The organism is Pseudarthrobacter sp. 1G09 (assembly GCF_050038305.1).
Lineage (GTDB): Bacteria > Actinomycetota > Actinomycetes > Actinomycetales > Micrococcaceae > Arthrobacter > Arthrobacter equi.
The window spans coordinates 165,472-186,054 of the sequence record NZ_CP188306.1; the positions used below are offsets into that span (position 1 = coordinate 165,472).

A 20,583-nucleotide genomic window follows, 5' to 3' on the forward strand; every position below is an offset into this window, starting at 1 on the left:
TCCCGTTTAGGCCGAACCCAGCACCATCCACCGGTTGCTCCGGGCGCGCAGGCCCAGGGTGAGCGCCCGGGCAGCCATGTATCCGATGGAGAATGCCGCCCAAAGCCAGCCCAGCCCCGCAACCCCTGAAACTCCGGAGAACGCGACAGCCGCCAGCATCGGGGCATACGCCGCAACATTCATCAGGCCGGCCAGGGCCAGGTAGCGGGCATCCCCCGCGCCGATCAGCACTCCGTCCAGCACAAATACGTAGCCCGCAATCGGCTGGCCCGCAGCCAGGATCCACAGGGCAACCGCCAAGGCAGCCTGGACATCCCGGTCCGGGGTAAAGAGGGCGCCCGCCCACGGCGCCACCGCCGCGAGGAGCAGCCCCGTGACCACGCCAAAGCCGAAGCCCCAGCGGACCATGGTGGTAGTCAGCACCCGCGCCCGGGCGGCGTTGGAACCGCCCAGTTCCTTGCCGATCAGCGCCTGCGCGGCGATGGCCAGGGCATCCAGGGCGAAGGCCAGGAAGGAAAAGATGGTCATGGCAAGCTGGTGTGCCGCCAGGTTGATGGCACCCTGCCCGGTCACCACCAGGACCGTCACCAGGATGGCGGCCCGGAGGCTGAGCGTGCGCAGCATGAGCCAGGACCCCACCCTGGTCATGCTGCGGATGCCGCGCCAGCTGGGCAGCAGCGACACGCCATGCCGGACGGCGTTGCGGCGCACCATCAGCACGTAGACAGCCGCCATACCCCACTGCGCCACGCTGGTGCCCACCGCGGAGCCGGTGACGGACCAGTTGAGCCCGTAAACCAGCCAGAAGTTCAGGACGATGTTCAGCCCGAAGCCGGCAGTTGCCACCACCAGCGGGGTGCGGGTGTCCTGGAGTCCGCGGAGCACTCCGGTTCCGGCAAAGACCAGCAGCATCGCCACAAGTCCCGGCATGGACCAGCGGAGGTAGTCGACGGCGAAGGCGCGCACCTCGCCTTCTACGCCCATGAGCCCGATCAGCGGTTCTGCGGCCACAAAGCCTGCCGCCGCCAGGACGACGCCCAGCAGCATGGCCAGCCAGACGCCGTCGCGCCCTGCCGCCAGCGCTTTCCCAAGCTGGCCGTCGCCGATGGCCCGGGCCACCGCGGGAGTTGTGGAGTAGGCGAGGAAGACCATCAGCCCGACGACGGTGTGCAGCACGGCCGAGGCCAGTCCCACGCCGGCCAGCTGGGCCACTCCCAGGTGCCCCACCATGGCCGAGTCCGCCAACAGGAACAGGGGTTCGGCCACGAGTGCACCGAACGCGGGGACGGCGAGGCGGAGGATCTCGCGGGCATTGCCGCGGCGCGACGCTACAGGCGCGGAAGTGGAGGGCTGGGACACCGTGCCAGCTTAACGGCCACGGGGCGGGGACCCGGGAGACTGTGACGTCACGGTCATGACATATCCCACAGAACGCCCCAATTGGTTGACTCTTCAACCAAACCTGCGAAACACTGGAGGGGTTCAACGCTGCGATCCGGCCCCTGCTTGCATGTGTCCAGCTCCGACCGATATCCGAAACGGTGAAACCCCATGAACCAGTCCCGCCTGACCACCACTGCCATCACAGCCCTCCGCATCGTCCTGGGCTTCCTCTTCGCAGCCCACGGCTGGCAGAAGTTCAACGAGTGGACCATTGCCGGCACCCAGGCGTCCTTCGCCAAGATGGGCGTGCCTGCCGCCGATGTGATGGCCCCGGCCGTCGCCGTCCTTGAATTCGCCGGTGGCATCGCCCTGATCCTGGGCATCCTGACCCGCGTGGTGGCCGCCCTCCTGGCCCTCGATATGCTGGGCGCCCTCTTCCTGGTGCACGCTCCCGCCGGAGTTTTCGCTGCCAACGGCGGCTACGAGCTGGTTCTGCTCCTCGCAGCTGCCGCGTTCGCACTGGCCCTCACCGGCGCCGGCCGCGTCTCGGTGGACCGCGCCCTCTTCGGCCGCAGGAACTCCAAGCTGGCAGTCCTGGCCTAAAGCCGAAACGCCCGACGGCGGCTGCGCACCACGGTGTGTGGCCGCCGTCGTGGTTTAACCGGCGCCCGGGACCCCGGGAGGGTGCGAATTCGCTGTTCCGGTGCAGCGATCCGGCACCGTTCCGGCGATTTCGCGAAGTGACGGCCGGTCATGCGTCCCTTGGGGCCGGACGCGGTCTGTTGCGGCCGAACCGGCCGGTAACCGGCAGCGTCAGTATGATCGGCAGCATGACTGAGACCGGTGCGCCCAACTCCGTGACCCTCCGCTTCCTGGCGGCACCCACCGACGTTGGCCACAGCGGCTCCGTGGATGCCGGGACGGTGCTGGAGTGGGTGGACAAGGCCGCCTATGCCGCCGCCGTGGGGTGGGCGAAGTCCTACTGCGTCACGGCATACGTGGGCAACATCCACTTCGCGGATCCCGTCAACAGCGGCGACATGGTGGAGGTGGAGGCCACCATCGTCTACACCGGCCGGTCTTCGATGCACATCCGCACCGTCGTCTCCTCCAGCGACCCCAAGGGCGGCCCCGCCACCATGCGCAGCCAGTGCATCGTGATCTTCGTGGCGGTGGGCGAGGACGGCAAGCCCATCCCGGTCAAGCAGTTTGAGCCTGTCAGCGCCGCGGAGATCGAACAGCGCGACCACGCCCTGGCCCGGATCAAGGTCCGGGAGCAGATCGTCGAAGCCATGAACCATCAGGAATATACCGACGCCGGAACGGCCGAACGGGTGACATTGCGCTTCATGGCTGCGCCCACCGACGTCAACTGGGGCGGCAAGGTCCACGGCGGAATCGTCATGAAGTGGATTGATGAGGCCGCCTACGTCTGCGCGTCACGCTACTGCGGCAAGGACACGGTGGCCGTGTTTTCCGGCGGTGTCCGCTTCTACCGGCCCCTCTTGATCGGGCATGTGGTGGAGGTGGAGGCCCGCCTCGTCTACACCGGCACCAAGGGGATGCACATCGCCGTCCACGTCCGCTCCGGCGATCCCAAGGGCCGTGAACTGAACCTCACCACGTATTGCCTCACGGTCATGGTGGCGCGCGACGGCGCAGGCAACTCAGTGCCCATCCCGGCATGGGTGCCGGTCAGCGACGAAGACAAGCGGCTTCACGCCCACGCGCGGGAACTGCTGGAGATCAGGGGCACAGCGCCGGGGAACCGGATGCCAAACCACCTTTTGGCCAAGGACTGACCCAGGGCCAGCCACTCCGGCGTCCGGCCTAGAAGCCTCCGCCGCCGCCGGCGTCACCGGCCATGTTGGCGAAACGGGAGTAGTGGCCCTGGAACGCCACCACGATGTCTTTAGTGGGGCCGTTACGGTGCTTGGCGATCAGGATGTCGGCCTCACCGGCGCGCGGGGATTCCTTGTCGTAGACGTCTTCACGGTGCAGCAGGATGACCATGTCGGCGTCCTGCTCGATAGAGCCGGATTCACGGAGGTCCGAGACCATGGGGCGCTTGTCCTGCCGCTGCTCGGAGCCACGGTTCAGCTGGGACAGGGCGATGACCGGCACCTGGAGTTCCTTGGCCAGCAGCTTGAGGGCACGGGAGAACTCGGAGACTTCCTGCTGGCGCGACTCCACTTTCTTGCCGGAGCTCATGAGCTGCAGGTAGTCGAGGATGACGAGTTTGAGGTCATGCTGCTGCTTCAGGCGGCGGCACTTGGCCCGGATCTCCATGAGGGACATGTTCGGGCTGTCATCGATGAACAACGGAGCGTCGTTCATGCGGCCCATGGTGGTGGCAATCTTGGACCACTGTTCGTCCTTAATGGTTCCCTTGCGGAGGTCCTGCAGCCCGATGGTGGCCTCGGCAGAGAGGAGGCGCATGGCAATCTCGTTCCGGCCCATTTCCAGGGAGAACATGACGGTGGCCAGGTTGTTCTTGATGGCCGCCGAGCGGGCGAAGTCCAGCGCAAAGGTGGACTTGCCCACCGCGGGACGGGCTGCGATGACGATCATCTGGCCCGGGTGCAGGCCATGGGTAAGTTCGTCGAGCTCATAGAAGCCTGTGGGCACACCCACCATGCCTTCGCCGCGGTGGCCGGAGGCCTCGATCTCGTCCACGGTGGATTCCATGACGTCCTTGAGGACCACGTAATCCTCAGCCGTCCGGCGCTCGGCAACAGCGTAGACCTCGGCCTGGGCCTGGTTGACCAGGTCCTCCACTTCGCCGTCAGAGCCGTAGCCCAGCTGGACAATCTTGGTCCCGGCGTTGACGAGTCGGCGCAGCACCGCACGTTCGGCAACGATTTCGGCGTAGTAGCCGGCGTTGGCTGCCGTGGGAACAGTCTGGATCAGCTCGTGCAGGTAGGCCGGGCCACCGATCCTGTTGATCTCGGCCCGCTTGGTCAGCTCGTCAGAGACGGTGACGGCGTCCGCGGGCTCACCGCGGCCGTAAAGATCGATGATCGCTTCGTAAATGGTTTCGTGGGCAGGGCGGTAGAAGTCCTGGCCGCGGAGGATCTCCACGACGTCCGCGATGGCATCCTTGGACAGCATCATGCCGCCCAGGACGGACTGCTCAGCCGGGATGTCCTGCGGAGGCTTTCGGCTCGCGTCTGATCCGCGGGTAGTTTCGACCTCGTCCAGATGCGCGATTGACAAAGCTGCCGTCCTCCATAGTTACCGGGCGCGCCCGGTGGTTGCCGTCCTGCAAAGGCTTCGCCGGAAATCCGGGTCCGCCACCTGTCCAATGTCTACCGGCAGGGTCCGACACTGCGGCTGACCTGGCCTCCGACCCGACTTGTGCACAGGAGTTATCCCCAAATCCACAGGTTTTCCACAGAGACCCCTCCCCTGGGGTTTACCGCAGCTGTCCGGCCTGCCTTCGATGCAGGTCCACGGGCCGCAATTGATCCCCGGAACAGGTACCCCGCCACGCTAGCGGCCCCCGGCCCCACCGCAAAGTCCACCAGCGGGAGTGCCTGTGGATAACCTGTGCACTAACCGGCATAGCTTGTGCACAGCCTGTGTGGAAAGTTGTGGAAAAGAAAAAGTTTTAGTCTTCTTCATGACCCTGACCTGCGAAAACTCTCAACACGGCATGTGGAGCAAATATTTCTTCTGTGGAATTTCATCCACAGCGGCGTGTCGGAACATGCCGCTCCTGCGCGTGTTGCCGGCATCCGTGACACACCTCATCCGGGTCCTTTGGACGGATTTCATATTCCCTCGAAAGACTGCCCGGCCAGCCGGTGGGCCGAGCATGCATCGCGGTGAATATTGCTGTGGATAACCCGGATCTGCCCTAAGCTCGTAGGTATGGGCGAACTACTCGTGGTTCTGTTGCCTGCGACTGTCCTGGTGGTGATTATGTGGGGTCCTGTGACGTCCGCCGGCCCCGGGTCCTTTCCGCAGCGACCCCGGCCACATCCGCAGCAACAGGTAGATAGAGAACGGCTTTAGAACCATGGAATCGCTAGTCATCCCCGCCCTCATCCTTGTGGCTGTGGCAATTGCCGTTGTGCTGGCTTCCCGCGCCTTGGGCAAGAGGAAGGCTGCGCATGACGCCGCTCCCCAGCAGCCGGCCCCCGGCGCCGCAGAGCTAGCCCGGACCGCAGCCGCCAAGCTGTCCGAAGCGGAACACCGGCGTATATATGCGCTGATCGCGCAAGGGCAGGCGATGGCCGCCATCAAGCTGTACTACGAGGCGACCGGAGACGGCCTGCGTGCCTCCCGCGACGCCGTCGGGGCCCTGGCCTCCCACCCGCAGCCCTACCGCAGCCCGGCGGCCCCCGCAAGCGCGCCGGAGGACGACGAAGACGACGAGCCGCAGCGCTTCCCCTACCGCTACCGGGCCATCGCCAGCAAAGGCGACGTGACCCGCGAAGTCAGCAGCAACATGCTCAATGACGAGATTTACGGCAGGATCCGCACACTGGCCCGCAACGGGGATGCAGAGGCAGCCGCTGCAGCCCTGACGCGGCACTCAGACATTTCCATGAAGCAGGCGCGGGAGTTCATCGAACTCCTCGACGACTAAGCGCCGGCCAGCCCGCAGGCCGGCCGGCTCAGAGCCGATCGGTTGGTCAGTTGGTTCCTGAGATTCCCGCAAGCAGCTGCTCGAACGGAAGGGATTCCATAGGCGCCAGCTTGCGGCCCGGCTGCAGCCCTTCCAGGAGCTGCGAAAACTCGCCGGATGCCCGGTCCACCCTGCTGGCCAAGGAGGTGCCGGCGTCGCTCGCTGCGCCCCAATCCTGCGGCCCGGCGAACACGGCCGTGGGTGCAATCCGGGTGCGGAGGTAGCTGAACAGGGGGCGCATGGCGTAGTCCAGGACCATCTGGTGCCGGTCCGTTCCCCCGGTGGCGCCCAGCAGGACTGCCTTGCCATCCAGGGACTTGGGGTCCAGCACGTCGAAGAACGACTTGAAGAGCCCACTGTACGAGGCGCTGAACACCGGGGACACCGCAATGATGCCGTCTGAAGCTTCAACAGCGGCGATCACGTCGGCCAGGTGCGGGGCTGCATAGCCGGTGACGAAGTTGTTGGCGATGTCCACCGCCAGGTCCCGCAGCTCGACGGTTTCCACTTCCACGCTGTATCCGGCGGCCTCCAGTTGCCGCTTGGTTGACGCCGCCAACTGGTCGGCAAGCAGGCGGCTCGACGACGGGACGCCGAGTCCGGCGGAAAGGACGGTGATGCGGCGGGTTTCCATGGCGTTCTCCTGTTGCTGGTTCACTGATCGTACATGCATTTGCATCTACTTGTTGAACAGGTGTCGCTTCTGGAGTATTCCCTGCTCAGGATCCCTAAGCAGGGCTGCGGTCCGGAGCCCTCCCGCGAAGAGGGAATCTACAGCATGACAGTCCCGCGGATGCAGGTGGCGGAGTGGCCGCCCACCCAGATGTCCGGCCCCTCTGCGGAGATGTGGACGCGGCCTGCACGGCCCAGCACGGTGCCCTGTGCCGCCACGTACTGCTCCGGCGCCCGCCCGGTGCCGATCAGCCATTGCGCCGCGCCTGCGTTGAAGCTGCCCGTCACGGGATCCTCCACCATGGCATCGCCGGGGATGAAGGTACGGACCTCAAAATCGGCGTCCCCACCCGGCCGGTGCGGGCCTATAACCCCGATCTTCAAGCTCCCCATGGCAGCCAGGTCCGGCTCGAGGGCCAGGACCTGCTCAGCAGATCCCAGCAAAACCCCAATCCACTCAGGGCCGTTGACCAGCCAGGACGCATCAAGGATGTCGGGCCCGGGCAGCCGAAGAGCGGCGGCCAGCTGCCGGCGGACAGCGTTGTCCACGGGTTCGAAGCGGGTGAGCGGCGGCGCGGCGAAGGCTAGCCGGCCGCCGTCGCGCTTTATCCGCACGAGCCCGGCCCCGCACTCCTGCACCAGCCAGTCGGCCGACTTCGGCACGCCGCCGGCCTCAAGCCAGGTGTGCGCAGAGCCCAGCGTCGGGTGGCCGGCGAAAGGAAATTCCTCTGTGCCGGTGAAGATGCGTACCTGGTAGTCCGCCTCAGGGTGTGTGGGCGGCAGCAGGAACGTGGTTTCGGAAAGATTCGTCCAGTTGGCGAAGTGCTGCATCTGCGCCGCGGACAACTCTTCGGCGTCAACCACCACAGCCAACGGGTTGCCGCGGTAGGGTTCGGCGGAAAAGACGTCGGCCTGGTGGAACGGGCGGATTCGCATGTTCTGGTTGGTCACCGGTGCAGGCTATCACCGGTGTGGCCGCACCCCGGCGGCGTCCGCCACACTACGTCCATTACAGAGAACAAGACGGGCTGGCATACGGACCCAATGCCGGGCCGCAGCTTGCAGCCCTCGGCAAGCACAAGACAGGCGCCGCCTGCCTCTACATCAACAGGCTGGCAGATGTTGACCGCCAGGTACTGGAGGACATGATCAGGAGCGGCTACCAGCATGTAATGGCCGAACTCCACCGGCCCTGACCGCAGATGCAAAAGACCCCCGCGGCCGGTATCCGGCAGCGGGGGTCTTCGGTGCAGTCAGAAATTACTTTCCGGCTACTACGTCGAGTTCGATCACAGCGGCAACATCCTCGTGGAGACGGACGTTGGCCTGGTAGGAACCAACCGACTTGATGTGGACCGGCAGTTCAACCTTGCGCTTGTCGATGCTGCCCAGGCCTGCGGCCTCAACAGCGTTGGCGACGTCGGCCTGCTTGACGGTGCCGAACAGGCGTCCGGTTTCGCCGGCCTTGACGACCAGCTGGACAGGCTTGGACTGCAGTGCAGCGGCCTGCTTCTGAGCATCTTCCAGGGAAGCGTGCTCGCGGGCGGCGCGGGCAGCCTTGATGGACTCAACCTGCTTCTCGCCACCCTTCGTCCAGGTCAGGGCGAAGTTGCGGGGCAGCAGGAAGTTACGTGCGTAACCGTCCTTGACCTCGACAACATCGCCAGCAGCACCGAGACCGGTGACTTCGTGGGTCAGAATGAGCTTTGCCATGTTAGTAAATCCCTTCCTTAACCGCGGCCAGCGCCGGAGTAAGGCAGCAGGGCAACTTCGCGGGCGTTCTTGATTGCCTGTGCGATCTTGCGCTGTTCCTGGACCGTGACGCCGGTGACGCGACGGGCGCGGATCTTTCCGCGGTCGGAGATGAACTTGCGCAGCAATGCTACGTCCTTGTAGTCGATGACAGTGATGTCAGCGGCCTTCAAGGGGTTGGACTTTGGTTTGGGCTTACGGAGTTCAGCCTTAGCCATCGTGGAGCTCCTATTCTAGGGAGCCCGTGGATATTGATCCACGGGATGGTGGTGGTCCGACGGCGATATCCGCGACCATGCCGACAGGCACAGTGATGCGGTCCCGACGCCGGGCCGAGATGATTTTTTAGAAGGGCGGTTCGGAGTCGGGGCCGTTGCCCCAGCCACCTGCATTGGAGACGCCGGGCGTTGCCCAGGGGTCGTCCTGAGCAGCCTGCTGGTTGCCGCCGCCGCCACCCCAGTTACCGCCGGAGTTGCCGCCCTGGCTTCCACCAGAGTTGCCGCCGCCGAAGCCACCGCCGCTGTTGCCGCCGCCGAAGCCTCCGCCACCCTGACCGCCGGAGCGCTGGGTGCGGTTGACCTTGGCGTTTGCGTAGCGCAGGCTGGGGCCGATTTCATCGACCTCAAGCTCGATAACGGTGCGCTTTTCGCCTTCTTTTGTTTCGTAGGAACGGCTCTTCAGGCGGCCGGTAACGATGACGCGCATGCCCTTTGTCAGGGACTCCGCTACGTTCTCGGCCGCTTCACGCCACACCGCAGCGCGGAGGAACAGGGTTTCCCCGTCCTTCCACTCATTGGACTGGCGATCAAAGGTACGCGGGGTGGAAGCGATGGTGAAGTTCGCTACTGCCGAACCTGACGGTGTGAACCGCAATTCCGGGTCATTGGTGAGATTACCGATGACCGTAATGGTGGTCTCGCCTGCCATCTACTGCCTCCTTGTTCGATCCTGGGTGAAGATTCGAGTCCTGCGGGGTGAAGAATGAAGAGTGGTACCGAAATTACTCGGCAACAACCTTCTGCTCTTCGGGGCGGGTGATCTTGGTGCGCATGATGGTCTCGTTAAGAGACAGCTGGCGGTCAAGTTCCTTGGCGGTTTCCGGCTTGGCGGTGAAGTTCACCACGGCGTAGATACCTTCGGACTTCTTCTTGATCTCGTAAGCCAGACGACGACGGCCCCAGATGTCAACCTTTTCGATGGTTCCACCATCGTTGGTGATGACGTTCAGGAACTTCTGAAGCGACGGCTCAACGGTACGCTCTTCGACCTCGGGGTCGATGATTACCATCAATTCGTAAGGACGCATATGTGAACCCACCTCCTTTGGGCTAAGCGGTTACGGCATTTCCGTAACAGGAGGTTCATTTGCGATTCCATGCAGGCCCCGCCGCCGGAACGGTGGCTGGGGCGCAGCACAGACTTCAATATCTTAGTGCATTTGGACGGGATAGGCGATTCGCGCTTGACTCAAGGCTAGAGCCCGTGCTGCCGGGATGGCAGCACGGGCTCTCCTATGTGGAAAAACAGCAGATTACGACGCCGGGCCCGCCTTGGCCGGGACGTCGTCAGCTTCGATCCCGTCCCCGTCCTGGCCTGCGGAAGCTCCGCGCCGGCGGTAGCGCAGGACTCCGATGGCCACCACAACTCCGGCCAGCGCCACGGACAGCAACAGGGATTCCCGGGTGGAGTCCAGGATGACCATGCCGATGAGCAGGGCAACGATGCTGCCGATCGACAGCCAGGTCAGGTACGGGAAGAGCCACATTTTCAGGGCGAGGTCCTTGGCGGCGGCGCCCATGCGCTTGCGGAGGATCAGCTGCGAGGAGGCGATGACCAGCCAGACGAACAGCGCAATGGCACCGGAGGTGTTGACCAGGAACAGGAATACGGTGTCCGGTGCAATGTAGTTCAGGCCAACGGTGACGAAGCCGACAACCGTGGAGGCTAGCACCGCAGCGACCGGCACGCCGCGCCGGGAAATCTTCGCCCAGGAAGCAGGGGCGTCTCCGCGCTTGGACAGCGAGAACAGCATGCGGCTGGCGGTGTAGAGCCCGGAGTTCAGGCAGGACAGGACCGAGGTCAGCACCACGATGTCCATAATGGTTCCGGCGCCCGGAATTCCGAAGAGCTCGATGACGGCAACGTAGGGGCTCTTGGCCACGCTGGCATCGTTCCACGGCAGCAGGGTGACCACGATCGCGATGGAGCCGATGTAGAAAACGAGGATGCGCCAGACGGTGGACTTGACGGCCTTCTTGACTGCGTCCACCGGATTCTCGGACTCGCCGGCGGCAATGGTGGCGATTTCGGCGCCGAAGAAGGAGAACACCACGACAAGGATTCCGGCCAGGACGGCGCCGGGGCCGTTGGGCATGAACCCGCCGTTGTTCAGCAGGTTGTCAACGCCGGGGGCGGGCACGCCGGGAACGAGGCCCAGGATGGCCGCCACGCCGAAGAGCAGGAACAGGATGATGGCTGTGACCTTGATGGAGGCGAACCAGAACTCAAATTCACCGTAGGACTTGACCGAACCGAGGTTGGTCAGTGTCAGGAGGACCATCAGGATCAGCGCCCAGACCCACTGGTCGATGCCCGGAATCCACCGGTGCATGATGGCCGCCCCGGCGGTGGCTTCGATGCCCAGCACGATGATCCAGAACCATGCGTAGAGCCAGCCGATGCTGAATCCGGCCCAGCGGCCCAGCGCCTTGTCTGCGTAGGTGGAAAATGACCCGGTCTCAGGGTGGGCTGCGGCCATCTCGCCGAGCATGCGCATTACCAGGATGACCACGATGCCTGCGGCCATGTAGGCCACCAGGATGCCCGGGCCTGCCTGCTGGATGGCGGCGCCGGATCCGACGAAGAGTCCTGCGCCGATGACGCCGGCAATGGCGATCATGGAAAGGTGCCGTGGTTTGAGCGACTTGGACAGTTGCTGGTCAGCGGGCATGCGTGCGCCGTCCTTCTGGTTATTGCGTGGAGATGGGGCTACTGGCGGCGGCGGAGGTTTCCCGGGGCCCTTCCAGTGCGGTGGATCACAAGTTTCTCCCACCCTAGACCCGCTCCGGCTTCCGCGATTATGTGCATCGGCACAAGCTCGCGGCATCCAAATCAGAACTTTCTCCAGCTACGGACATCCCAGGGCATCAAAAGATGCATGCAGGGCAACACTGAAATGTTGAGGAAACGCGGCGCCCAATCTTGAGCCAATCCAGCGCCTATTTGGATGGCAACCCGAACTGCGGCCGCTATATATTCCTTTTTACGGCTGGGTTTCGCGCTGGCGGCGGGAACCAGCCGGGCCGGACCTCCGGGGCGGGAACCCGGCGGTACGGCTGCCGTGCCAGTACACATGCGCAAGAATGCGGTCTCCTTTCTTAACAGGATGGGGACCCCATGTCTTTGGTAGGCCGGAGTAAGGAACTGGACAGAATCCTGTCGGTGATCCGTGGACCCAAGGATTCCGCCCTGGTAGTGTCCGGCAGCAGGGGAGCTGGAAAATCTGCACTCCTTGCTGAAATTTCTGCCCTGTGCGAGTACCCCACGGTGTTCCTCAGCGCCAGCGCGTCCGAGTCCGACTGGCCGCTCTCCGGGATCACGGCCCTCCTGAACAGGATGGACGACCCTGTCCTGAACCGGATCGCGGACGAGCTCCTGCGGGACGCGGCGGGCACCCTTAACGTCCCGGCTTTCTCGGCGACGCTCCTGGCCGGCCTGCTCCAGCGCTCGTCATCGCGGACGGTGATTGCCATTGACGACGCCGACCGGCTCGATCCCGGAAGCCAGGCAGTGATCGGTTTCCTGGCCAGGCGCCTGACCGGAACCGACATTGCGCTGTTCCTCAGCGCCCGTGGCGCCTCGCCTGACAGCCCGTTCAACGGACTGGAGTCACTCAGGCTCAATCCGCTGAGCTACAACGAAACGGTGCGGATGCTGGAGGCCATCCCGGCAAAGCAGGCCACGACGGCGGCCGCCCACGCAGTTGCCTCGGCCACCCCGGGAAATCCGCTCGCCGCCGTCGAGCTTTACCACCACCTGCTGGAGCGGCAGGCCGACGGGAAGTACGCCATGCCCATCCCGTTGCCCTGCAGGGGCAGCTTTGAAACGGAATTTGCGACGGTGGTGGGCCGGCTGAGTCCGGCGGCCCGCGGCATCCTCGACCTTCTCTCGCTGTCCTGCCGGACCGACATTGGAGCACTGGAAGAGGTCAACGGGGACGTATGGTCCGGGGTCGACGAACTGCTGTCAGAAGGGCTGGTCAGCCGAACGGGGGCCCACCTGCGGATCCGTGACCAGTTGCTGCGCGGCTACGTCTTTTCCACCATGACCCCTGCGGCGAGGACCGCCAGCCACCGTGCACTGGCACACGCCTCAGAGTCCTCTGATCCGTACGCCAGGCGCTGGCACCTGAGCTATACGGCGCTGGAGCGCCAAACACCATTCAGCCTGCTGCGGCACGCGGTGGACCTGATCCGGGGCGGAGATGTGCCGTTCGCCGTCGAGTACGTTGAGCGCGCGCTGACCCTCAACCCGTGGGAGGCCGAAACCGCTGCGCGCCTCGCAGCTATTGCCAAACTCCTCTTCAGCCTCGGCGAATTCGTGTACGCCCGCCGTTATCTGGACTGGGCGCGCCGGGTCACCCGCAACCCGGCCCTCATCCTTCGGCTGACCGGACTGGCCTTTGAAATCCAGTTCGCCCAGGGCGCTTCGGTGCGCTCGAGCATGGTGCTGCGGCTGGCCAAGGAATTCGGCCGGCACGACCCCGCATACACCGCGGCCCTGTTGGCCGGTGCAGCCCTCTACCATGCCGAACGGTGGGAGCTGGCGGACACAGCCGAGGTGCTCCGCTATGGTGCCGGCTTCCGGGATGCGGCGTCACCCGAGTGCCTGGCGGTCGCCGAACGCGCAAAGACGCTGGCGGACTCCATCAGCGGGGATGCCACCAGCCTTGCCCGCAAGCACGAGCCTGCCGGGGAAGCCCGTGCACTGTGCCTGCTGGTGCAGGGCCGGGCCCTCAGCTACGCCGAAGCGTATCCACAAGCCCAGCAGGCCTTTACGATCGTCGCCGGTTGCCTTGAACCCCGCAATACGCTGTGGCGGGGAACGGCACTGGTCCTGGCCGTGGACAACGAAATCCGTGCCGGCAACGTCCGTGCTGCCATACGCCTTATAGATGATCTCGAGCACAGCGACCCGGAGATGAAGTACCAGCGCGGCCAGCGATGCCTCTTTCGGGTGTGGCGGGCGCACGCGGTGGGAGATGAAGCCCAGGCAAGGGTTCATGCGGCGGAAGCACAGCAGTTTGCGACCTCGGGAAACAATCCAGCCATCGCTGCGCAGTTCGCAGCCATGCAGGGCCATTTCGCCTTGCTTCGGGGTGACCTCGCAGAATCCTTCGCGTATCTGTCACGGGCCTCGGAGCTGAGCCAGTCATTCGCCAATCCTGTGCTGCTGAGGTGTGAAGCCGACTTGGTGGAAGTCCTGGTCCGGTTGGGACGGCATCGGGAGGCGACTCAGGTCCTGAAGCGCCTGGAAGCCCATCCAGCTGGTCTTCGTTCCCTCTGGCTTGTGGAAGCCCTGGCCCGATGCCATGCCATGCTCGCCGACGGCGAACAGGCCCTTCAGCTCTTCAGTCAGGCCATCGAGGCCGGAATGGGGCACATCCCCTTGGTGGAGCGGGCCCGAACATTGCTGTGCTATTCGGAACGCCTGAGCGCTTTCGGCCGGCTCCGGGATTCAAGGGACGCCCTGCTGCGGGCCAAAGTGCTCTTCGATGAGGCCGGTGCCGCTTCATGGGCCCAGCACGTGGACGTGCTGCTCATGGATGATCGCGAGGAACGTCCCCAGGGGAACCCGGCGTTGCTGCTGCTCGCAAAGCATGAACTCGAACTTGCCAGGATGGTGGCGCGGGGGATGCGCAATAAGGAAATCGCGGGCACCCTCTACGTGTCGGTGCGTACCGTGGAAGTGCGCCTGACGGCCATCTACCGCAAGCTGGGTGTGGAGTCACGGGCACAACTGACTGCCCTGGCCGCCGGCAAGTCCAGCACCTCCGCCGAACCCTATGTCCTGCCGATCGTCTAGGGACGGTCCGGAAGATGAGCGAGTTGATTCTGGTCTCCGCGACCGGCCTGGCCAGGGAGGTCCTGGCCATGGTCCGGGGCAGCGGGCAGTATGACGTCGTGGGATTTCTTGATGACGACGGTCAGTTGGCGGACACCACGGTGGATGGAGCCCCGGTGCTTGGAAGGGTTGAGGATGCCATCAGTTTCAGGCACGCCTTCCTACTGGTTTGCCTCACCTCCGGACGGGCCCGCGAGTCCGTGGTGGAGCGGTTGCGGAGCGTTGGCGTCCAGGAGTCCCGGTACGCTACCGCCATTGATCCCACGGTCCAGTACCCTGACGGTTGCCGGATCGGGCGGGGGAGCATACTCCTCCGGAATGTGACCCTGACGGCAGGTGTCACGCTGGGCGCGCATGTGGTGGCCATGCCGTCGGTAACCTTTACCCATGACGACGACGTTGCCGATTTCGCCACGTTCTCGGCAGGCGTTTCCCTGGGTGGCGGGGTCAGGATCGGCCGGGCCGCTGACCTGGGGATGAACTCCAGCGTCCGCGAACGGACCAGCGTGGGGGACTACGCCACGGTGGGCATGGGCGCCGCCGTCCTCAGTAACGTACCCGACGGCGAAACCTGGATCGGCGTCCCGGCCCGAACCATAGACCGGCACCGGATGCGGTTCGGTTCCGAAAGCCCAGTCTAGGAGGCTGTGCGGAAGAACAGCTCGGCCACAGAGGCCAGTCGCCAGGGATCCTCCACACCGCACAGCTCGCGGGCGGAGTGCATGGACAGCAGGGCCACACCCACGTCCACGGTCCGGATTCCCAGCCGTGTGGCGGTCAGGGGGCCGATGGTGGAGCCGCACGGGATCGCATTGTTGGACACGAACTCCTGGTAGGGCACGCCCGCTTCGCCGCACAGCCGGGCCCACAGCGCCGCCCCTGGTGCATCCGTGGCGTACCGCTGGTTCGCGTTGATCTTCAGCAGCGGCCCGCCGTTGAGCACGGGGTGGTTGGCGGGATCGTGCCGCTCGGCGTAGTTCGGGTGGACGGCGTGGCCGGCGTCGGCGGAAACACAGAACGACGCCGCCAGGGCCTGCCGCCGCTGGCTCACCGAGGCGCCGAGGCCGTCGGAGATCCGCACCAGCACGTCCTCGAGGATCGGCCCGCAGGCACCGGAGCGCGAATTGGAGCCGATCTCCTCGTGGTCGAACGCGGCCAGCACGGCAATCGGTGCAGCAGCGTCAGCGGAACCGGACGAAGCATGGGCAATCAGCGCCGCCAGTCCGGCGTGCGTGGAGGAAAGGTTATCCAACCGCCCGGACGCGAAGAACTCACCCGATCCCCCGAAAACCGCGGGCGCCTGCGTGTCCGCGATGACGACGTCGTACCCGCCAATGCGGGCCGGATCAACGGAGGCGCCTTCCACGGAGGAGGCCAGGACCCGCAGGACGTCGAAGTCTGCCGGGTTTCCCAGTCCCCACACCGGGTTCATGTGCCGTTGCTTGTCGAGCGTCAGCCCATCGTTGACGGCACGGTCCAGGTGGATGGCCAGTTGGGGGAACCGCAGCAGCGGTCCGGTGGCGGCCAGGTGCTCGGTGCCGTCCAGCATCACCAGCCGGCCGGCCAGCCGCAGCTCCCGGTCCAGCCAGGAGTTCAGCAGCGGGCCGCCGTAGACCTCCACTCCGGCCTGGAGCCAGCCGTAGGCGCCGGTGGTGGGCTTGGGCTTGAGCTTGAAGGACGGCGAGTCCGTGTGCGCGCCCAGGATGTGGAACCCGGTGGTGGGACCGGCGTGCTCCGGAACCACCCAGGCGATCAGAGCGCCGTCCCGGATGATGAAGTACCGGCCGGCCCCGCCGTCCCACGGCTCCAGCTCGTCAAGCCGGGTGAATCCCGCGTCCGCCAGCCGCCGTCCGGCCTCGTGGGCCGCATGGAAGCTCGACGGCGACGCGCTGACGAAAGCGCCAAGGTCCTGGATGTGGTCTGCGGCAGGGGATTGGTTAGGCATGCTCCCGAGTCTAGATGGTGACACTCCGCTGGGCCGGCTGTCAGTAGTCCGGGTTGCTGGGCACCACCAGGCCGGTTTCGTACGCGTACACCACCGCCTGCACCCGGTCCCGGAGGTGCAGCTTGGTCAGGATCCGGCGGACATGCGTTTTCACCGTGGCCTCGGACAGGAAGTACCGGTGCGCGATCTCGGCATTGGACAGCCCCTCCGCCATCGCCTCGAGCATCTCGGTTTCCCGCGGCGTCAGGTCCCCCAGCAGGGGGTCGGGAGCCTGCGCGGCGGGGGCCGGGGCTGCCGCACCGCGGACGTACGTTTCCAGCAGGCGCTGGGTGATCCTCGGCGCCACCACCGCGTCCCCGCTGGCCACCACGTGCACGGCCTGGATAAGTTCCGACGGCGCCACGTCCTTGAGCAGGAACGCGGACGCCCCAGCCTGCAGCCCGGCGAAGGCGTACTCGTCCACGTCGAAGGTAGTGAGGATGATGATGCGGGCCGGGGACCCTTCGGCCGTGATGGCGCGGGTGGCTTCGATGCCGTCCAGCACCGGCATCCGGACGTCCATGAGCACCACGTCCGGGGTGAGGTCCCGGACGAGCTTGACGGCTTCGGCGCCGTTGGAGGCCTCGCCCACGATGTGCAGGTCGTCCTCGCCCTCCAGGATAAGGCGGAATCCCATCCGCAGCAGGGGCTGGTCATCCACCAGCAGGACGGTGATCGGTGCGTGTTCAGTCATGCCTTGCCTTGCAGTTCGGGGGGTGCGGTGATCGGTTCGGGCCGGTCATCGGCCGGGCAGGTCAGGACCGCGTGGACGCGCCAGCCGCGCCCGCCCGGCCCGGCGGTCACGGTCCCCGAGTAGATCCGGGCCCGCTCGGCCATGCCTGCGAGCCCTTGTCCGGTCCCGAACGGCAGGCCTGATCCCGGCGATGCGTCGGCCTGGGCACCGCCGTCATCGGTGCGGTGGGCACTCCCGCCTGCGCCGTCGTCGTGCACGTCAATGGTCACCGTGGCGCCCTGCCGGGCGACGTCCACGTCCACCCGTCCCAGGGATCGCCCGTAGCGGAGCACGTTGGTGAGGGATTCCTGGACGATCCGGTACACGGTGAGTTGGAACGCGGCATCGTTGGGCAGCGCCGGGCCGGTATGCGAATAGTGCAGCGGCAGCCCGGCGGTGCGGAAACCCTCCAGCAGCTTCGCCAGGCTCTGCCCCGCCGCCAACGGAGTCCTCGGGGCGGCGGTTCCGGCGTCGTCTCGCAGCACGCCCAGCACCCGGCGCATGTCCGCCAGCGCTGTCCGCCCCGTCCGGGACAGTTCGCCCAGCACCTCGCCGGCCCGCTCAGGGCTTTTCCGGACCACGACGCCGGCGCCGTCCGAGAGGCTGATCATCACCGTCAGCGAGTGGGCCACCACGTCGTGCATTTCCCGGGCGATCCGGTTGCGCTCGTTGACGGAGGCAAGCCGGGCGGTCCGCGCTGCCCACGCGGCAACCTGCTGCTCATGTTCCCGCCGCTGCTTTACCCCGAGACCGATCCCCGTGGCGATGACGTTGGACAGTGCGATGGTGGCACCGGTGGCGATGCTGGTGAGTAGGTGGAAGTCCGCCGGGTTGGCGCCCTGGTCCTGGACGAAGGAGTTTTCCATGGGCCCGACGGCGGCCAGCAGGTAGAGGAGAGCGAGCGGTGCCGTGGCTGCCGCCATGGTGATGAGCGCGAAGCGCCGGGTGTGCACCACCGCCACGGAATACAGCGAGAACCACAGGCCCGTGGACACGTTGGACCCCCAGGGGTGCAGCAGCGTCACAGCGACTTCCATGACCGCCACGAAGGCCACCAGCCCCACCGGGTGGAAGCGCCGCAGGAACAGCGCCCCGGCCACAGCGCCCAGCAGCGCAGCGGCCAGCCACTTGCCGGAGACCAGGGCATCCACGGCGGTGGGAGCCACCAGAAGGATGTAGCTCAGCGCCACCACGGCGTCCATGACGCGCGGGTGTTCGTAGAGGTAGCGCCGGATCCTGCCCCGGCGCCTCTCGTTAAGCTCGGCAAAGGACGCGGCGGCCTGCCAGTTGCCGGCGACCAGCGCGTCCTTTGCCGTTGATGCTTCGTTCATGCTGTCCGTAGGGTCAGACGTCGCGATTCTTGAGCACGATCATTGCCGGCACCAGGAACAGCAGGACGTAACCCAGGAAGAGCAGGCCGCCCTGCCAGGGGTCGATGTAGGCGTCGATTTCGCCGATGGCCAGGAACCGGCCGCCCGCTTCGCTCGGAATGTACTGCGGCACGTACTTCCAGAAGTCGCCCGGGATGAGAGAGGCAAAGCCCGCGGCGATGGGGATGACGAAGAAGATGCCCACCAGCACGGTGATGGCGCCGGCCGAATTGCGCAGCAGGGTGCCCAGGGACAGGCCAATGAGGGCCACGCCCGCCACGTACAGGCCACCGGTGAAGACGCTGTAGATCACGCCGTCAGTGGACCAGGACAGGTCAAGCCCCAGGCCCTGGAACATGGGGACGGACAGCAGGAACGTGACGGCACCGGCCACCGTGGTGATGACGTAGGACACCACCGCCAGGATGATGGCCTTGGCCGCGAAGGCCGGGGTGCGGGCCGGAACGGCGCTCATGGTGGAGCGGATCATGCCGGTGGCGTACTCGGAGGCCATGAACAAAACAGCCAGGGCACCGAAGATCAGGATGCCGATCTGAAGCCCCGCGTTGGGCAGGTTGTACAGGTCCAGGCCGGAACCCGGCGGCATGGACTGCTCCAGCATGTCGGAGGACGGTTCCAAACCCTGGGCCCTGGCGTTGGCGGCCATGGAATCGAGGATGTTGTAGCGGACGAACGCGGTCAGGACGCCGACGCCGATGATGGCTGCGAACGTCAGCACCAGCAGGATGCGGGTGGACAGCAGGGAGAACAGCTTGATCCATTCGGAGCGCAGCACGCCGCCGAAGCTCAGGCTGTGCCGGGTACCGGCCGCGGAACGCGACGCGGGGGCGTTATTAATTGTTGTGCTCATGGTCCTTACTTTCCTGCCGTCGCCGGAGCCGGGGCCGCCTGCGGCTGGCTGCCCGCCGGGCCGCCTGCCAGGTGCGAGTGGTATTCCACTTCGTCCTTGGTGAGGTCGAAGTAGGCGTCTTCAAGCGAGGACACCTTGGGGGTGAGTTCGTAGACCAGCACGCTGTTGTCCAGGGCCACCCGGGCGATCTGCCGCGGATCCAGCCCGGTGACGGTCAGGGTTTCCGGCTCGCTCTGGTCCACCGTCACGCCGTTGCCTGCGAGCAGCGACTGCAGCTGCAGGGCGTCGTCGGTGCGGACCAGGGTCTTGGCCTGGCGGGTTCCGGCAATGATGTCCCTCACGGGTGCGTCGGCGATGATCCTGCCGCGGCCGATGACGATCAGGTGGTCCGCGGTCTGGGCCATTTCGCTCATCAGGTGCGAGGACAGGAACACCGTCTTGCCCTGGTTCGCGAGGTAGCGGACCAGGTTGCGAACCCACAGCACGCCTTCGGGGTCCAGGCCGTTGACCGGCTCGTCGAGGATCAGTGTCTGCGGATCACCCAGCAGGGCGGCGGCGATGCCCAGCCGCTGTCCCATGCCCAGCGAGAAGCCGCCGGCCTTCTTCTTGGCCACAGCCTCCAGGCCGGTCATCTCGATGACCTCGTGGACCCGTGACTTCGGGATGCCGTGCGTCGCGGCCATGGCCAGCAGGTGGTTGTAGGCGCTGCGGCTGGTGTGTACCGCCTTGGCGTCGAGCAGGGCGCCCACCTCGTGCAGCGGTGCCTTGTGCTGGGCGTAGGGCAGTCCGTTCACCGTGACGGAGCCCGACGTCGGCCGGTCCAGTCCCATGATCATGCGCATGGTGGTGGACTTCCCGGCGCCGTTGGGTCCCAGGAAGCCCGTAACCTGTCCGGCCCGGACTGTGAAACTGACCCCGGCCACAGCAGTCTTTCCGCCGTAGGCCTTGGCCAGGTCTGTTGCCTCAATCATGGAATGTTCCTTTGATCGGCAGCGCTGGGCTGCGGAATGCGTTTAGGGAGGTGGTACCCCCTACGCTACCGACGCCTGCAGGGCTTTTCGC

General features: G+C 65.7%; 20 protein-coding genes. 6 read left to right on the forward strand and 14 right to left on the reverse strand.

The features are described from left to right. Positions 1-6: 6 nt before the first annotated feature. Positions 7-1,359, reverse strand: a complete 1,353-nt coding sequence (locus ACP3TD_RS00790; RefSeq protein ID WP_426764878.1) for an MATE family efflux transporter — start codon at positions 1,357-1,359, stop codon at positions 7-9. A gap of 192 nt (positions 1,360-1,551) precedes the next feature. Between ACP3TD_RS00790 and ACP3TD_RS00795 the strand changes: the two genes are divergently transcribed. Together ACP3TD_RS00795 and ACP3TD_RS00800 are read left to right on the forward strand one after the other, a co-directional pair. Then, positions 1,552-1,986, forward strand: a complete 435-nt coding sequence (locus tag ACP3TD_RS00795; RefSeq protein WP_426764879.1) for a DoxX family protein — start codon at positions 1,552-1,554, stop codon at positions 1,984-1,986. Positions 1,987-2,213: 227 nt separating this feature from the next. Further along, positions 2,214-3,185 (forward strand): acyl-CoA thioesterase, encoded by a 972-nt coding sequence (locus ACP3TD_RS00800; RefSeq protein ID WP_426764880.1) that lies wholly within the window; start codon positions 2,214-2,216, stop codon positions 3,183-3,185. A gap of 28 nt (positions 3,186-3,213) precedes the next feature. Here the strand turns inward: ACP3TD_RS00800 and dnaB are convergent, their stop codons facing one another. Then, a complete protein-coding gene (dnaB, locus tag ACP3TD_RS00805) occupies positions 3,214-4,599 on the reverse strand; it encodes a replicative DNA helicase (RefSeq protein ID WP_015939029.1) in 1,386 nt (461 codons plus the stop codon). Positions 4,600-5,404: 805 nt separating this feature from the next. On the opposite strand from dnaB, the gene ACP3TD_RS00810 reads away from it, so the two are divergent. Beyond that, on the forward strand, positions 5,405-5,977 hold the full coding sequence (locus ACP3TD_RS00810) for a hypothetical protein (protein ID WP_426764881.1): 573 nt from the start codon (positions 5,405-5,407) through the stop codon (positions 5,975-5,977). Between the two features lie 46 nt (positions 5,978-6,023). On the opposite strand, the gene ACP3TD_RS00815 is transcribed toward ACP3TD_RS00810, so the two are convergent. Both ACP3TD_RS00815 and ACP3TD_RS00820 read right to left on the reverse strand, forming a co-directional pair. Further along, the gene (locus ACP3TD_RS00815; RefSeq protein WP_426767100.1) at positions 6,024-6,650 is read right to left on the reverse strand and encodes an FMN reductase; all 627 of its coding nucleotides are present in this window, start codon (positions 6,648-6,650) and stop codon (positions 6,024-6,026) included. A gap of 137 nt (positions 6,651-6,787) precedes the next feature. After that, entirely contained in the window at positions 6,788-7,624 is an 837-nt protein-coding gene (locus tag ACP3TD_RS00820; protein ID WP_426767102.1) for a PhzF family phenazine biosynthesis protein, read from the reverse strand. Between the two features lie 17 nt (positions 7,625-7,641). Between ACP3TD_RS00820 and ACP3TD_RS00825 the strand changes: the two genes are divergently transcribed. Next, positions 7,642-7,884, forward strand: coding sequence for a hypothetical protein (locus ACP3TD_RS00825; protein ID WP_426764882.1), 243 nt, complete (start codon positions 7,642-7,644; stop codon positions 7,882-7,884). A gap of 64 nt (positions 7,885-7,948) precedes the next feature. On the opposite strand, the gene rplI is transcribed toward ACP3TD_RS00825, so the two are convergent. The 5 genes from rplI to ACP3TD_RS00850 all read right to left on the reverse strand — a co-directional run bounded on the left by rplI (position 7,949) and on the right by ACP3TD_RS00850 (position 11,390). After that, entirely contained in the window at positions 7,949-8,401 is a 453-nt protein-coding gene (rplI, locus tag ACP3TD_RS00830) for a 50S ribosomal protein L9 (RefSeq protein WP_015939034.1), read from the reverse strand. A 17-nt stretch (positions 8,402-8,418) separates the two neighbouring features. Continuing rightward, on the reverse strand, positions 8,419-8,658 hold the full coding sequence (gene rpsR, locus ACP3TD_RS00835) for a 30S ribosomal protein S18 (protein ID WP_003800144.1): 240 nt from the start codon (positions 8,656-8,658) through the stop codon (positions 8,419-8,421). A 127-nt stretch (positions 8,659-8,785) separates the two neighbouring features. Further along, positions 8,786-9,367, reverse strand: coding sequence for a single-stranded DNA-binding protein (locus ACP3TD_RS00840; protein WP_426764883.1), 582 nt, complete (start codon positions 9,365-9,367; stop codon positions 8,786-8,788). A gap of 73 nt (positions 9,368-9,440) precedes the next feature. Next, positions 9,441-9,746, reverse strand: a complete 306-nt coding sequence (gene rpsF / locus ACP3TD_RS00845; RefSeq protein ID WP_013602900.1) for a 30S ribosomal protein S6 — start codon at positions 9,744-9,746, stop codon at positions 9,441-9,443. A 225-nt stretch (positions 9,747-9,971) separates the two neighbouring features. Further along, the gene (locus ACP3TD_RS00850) at positions 9,972-11,390 is read right to left on the reverse strand and encodes an amino acid permease (RefSeq protein WP_426764885.1); all 1,419 of its coding nucleotides are present in this window, start codon (positions 11,388-11,390) and stop codon (positions 9,972-9,974) included. 446 nt (positions 11,391-11,836) lie between these two features. Between ACP3TD_RS00850 and ACP3TD_RS00855 the strand changes: the two genes are divergently transcribed. Together ACP3TD_RS00855 and ACP3TD_RS00860 are read left to right on the forward strand one after the other, a co-directional pair. Then, positions 11,837-14,524, forward strand: a complete 2,688-nt coding sequence (locus ACP3TD_RS00855) for an AAA family ATPase (protein ID WP_426764886.1) — start codon at positions 11,837-11,839, stop codon at positions 14,522-14,524. 14 nt (positions 14,525-14,538) lie between these two features. Continuing rightward, positions 14,539-15,204: a NeuD/PglB/VioB family sugar acetyltransferase gene (locus ACP3TD_RS00860; protein ID WP_426764887.1), complete on the forward strand. Its 666-nt coding sequence runs from the start codon at positions 14,539-14,541 to the stop codon at positions 15,202-15,204. Here ACP3TD_RS00860 and ACP3TD_RS00865 read toward each other — a convergent pair. From ACP3TD_RS00865 to ACP3TD_RS00885, 5 genes are read right to left on the reverse strand one after another with little or no spacing between them, the layout of a single operon-like run. Beyond that, the gene (locus ACP3TD_RS00865; RefSeq protein ID WP_426764888.1) at positions 15,201-16,508 is read right to left on the reverse strand and encodes a M18 family aminopeptidase; all 1,308 of its coding nucleotides are present in this window, start codon (positions 16,506-16,508) and stop codon (positions 15,201-15,203) included. The two genes, ACP3TD_RS00860 and ACP3TD_RS00865, sit on opposite strands and share 4 nt — an antisense overlap. A gap of 40 nt (positions 16,509-16,548) precedes the next feature. Beyond that, entirely contained in the window at positions 16,549-17,241 is a 693-nt protein-coding gene (locus ACP3TD_RS00870; RefSeq protein ID WP_426764889.1) for a response regulator, read from the reverse strand. After that, the gene (locus ACP3TD_RS00875) at positions 17,238-18,611 is read right to left on the reverse strand and encodes a sensor histidine kinase (protein ID WP_426764890.1); all 1,374 of its coding nucleotides are present in this window, start codon (positions 18,609-18,611) and stop codon (positions 17,238-17,240) included. Before ACP3TD_RS00875 ends, ACP3TD_RS00870 begins: the two co-directional genes overlap by 4 nt. Before the next feature lie 13 nt (positions 18,612-18,624). After that, the gene (locus ACP3TD_RS00880; protein ID WP_091716907.1) at positions 18,625-19,521 is read right to left on the reverse strand and encodes an ABC transporter permease; all 897 of its coding nucleotides are present in this window, start codon (positions 19,519-19,521) and stop codon (positions 18,625-18,627) included. A gap of 5 nt (positions 19,522-19,526) precedes the next feature. Next, positions 19,527-20,492, reverse strand: coding sequence for an ABC transporter ATP-binding protein (locus ACP3TD_RS00885; RefSeq protein WP_426764891.1), 966 nt, complete (start codon positions 20,490-20,492; stop codon positions 19,527-19,529). Between the last annotated feature and the right edge of the window lie 91 nt (positions 20,493-20,583).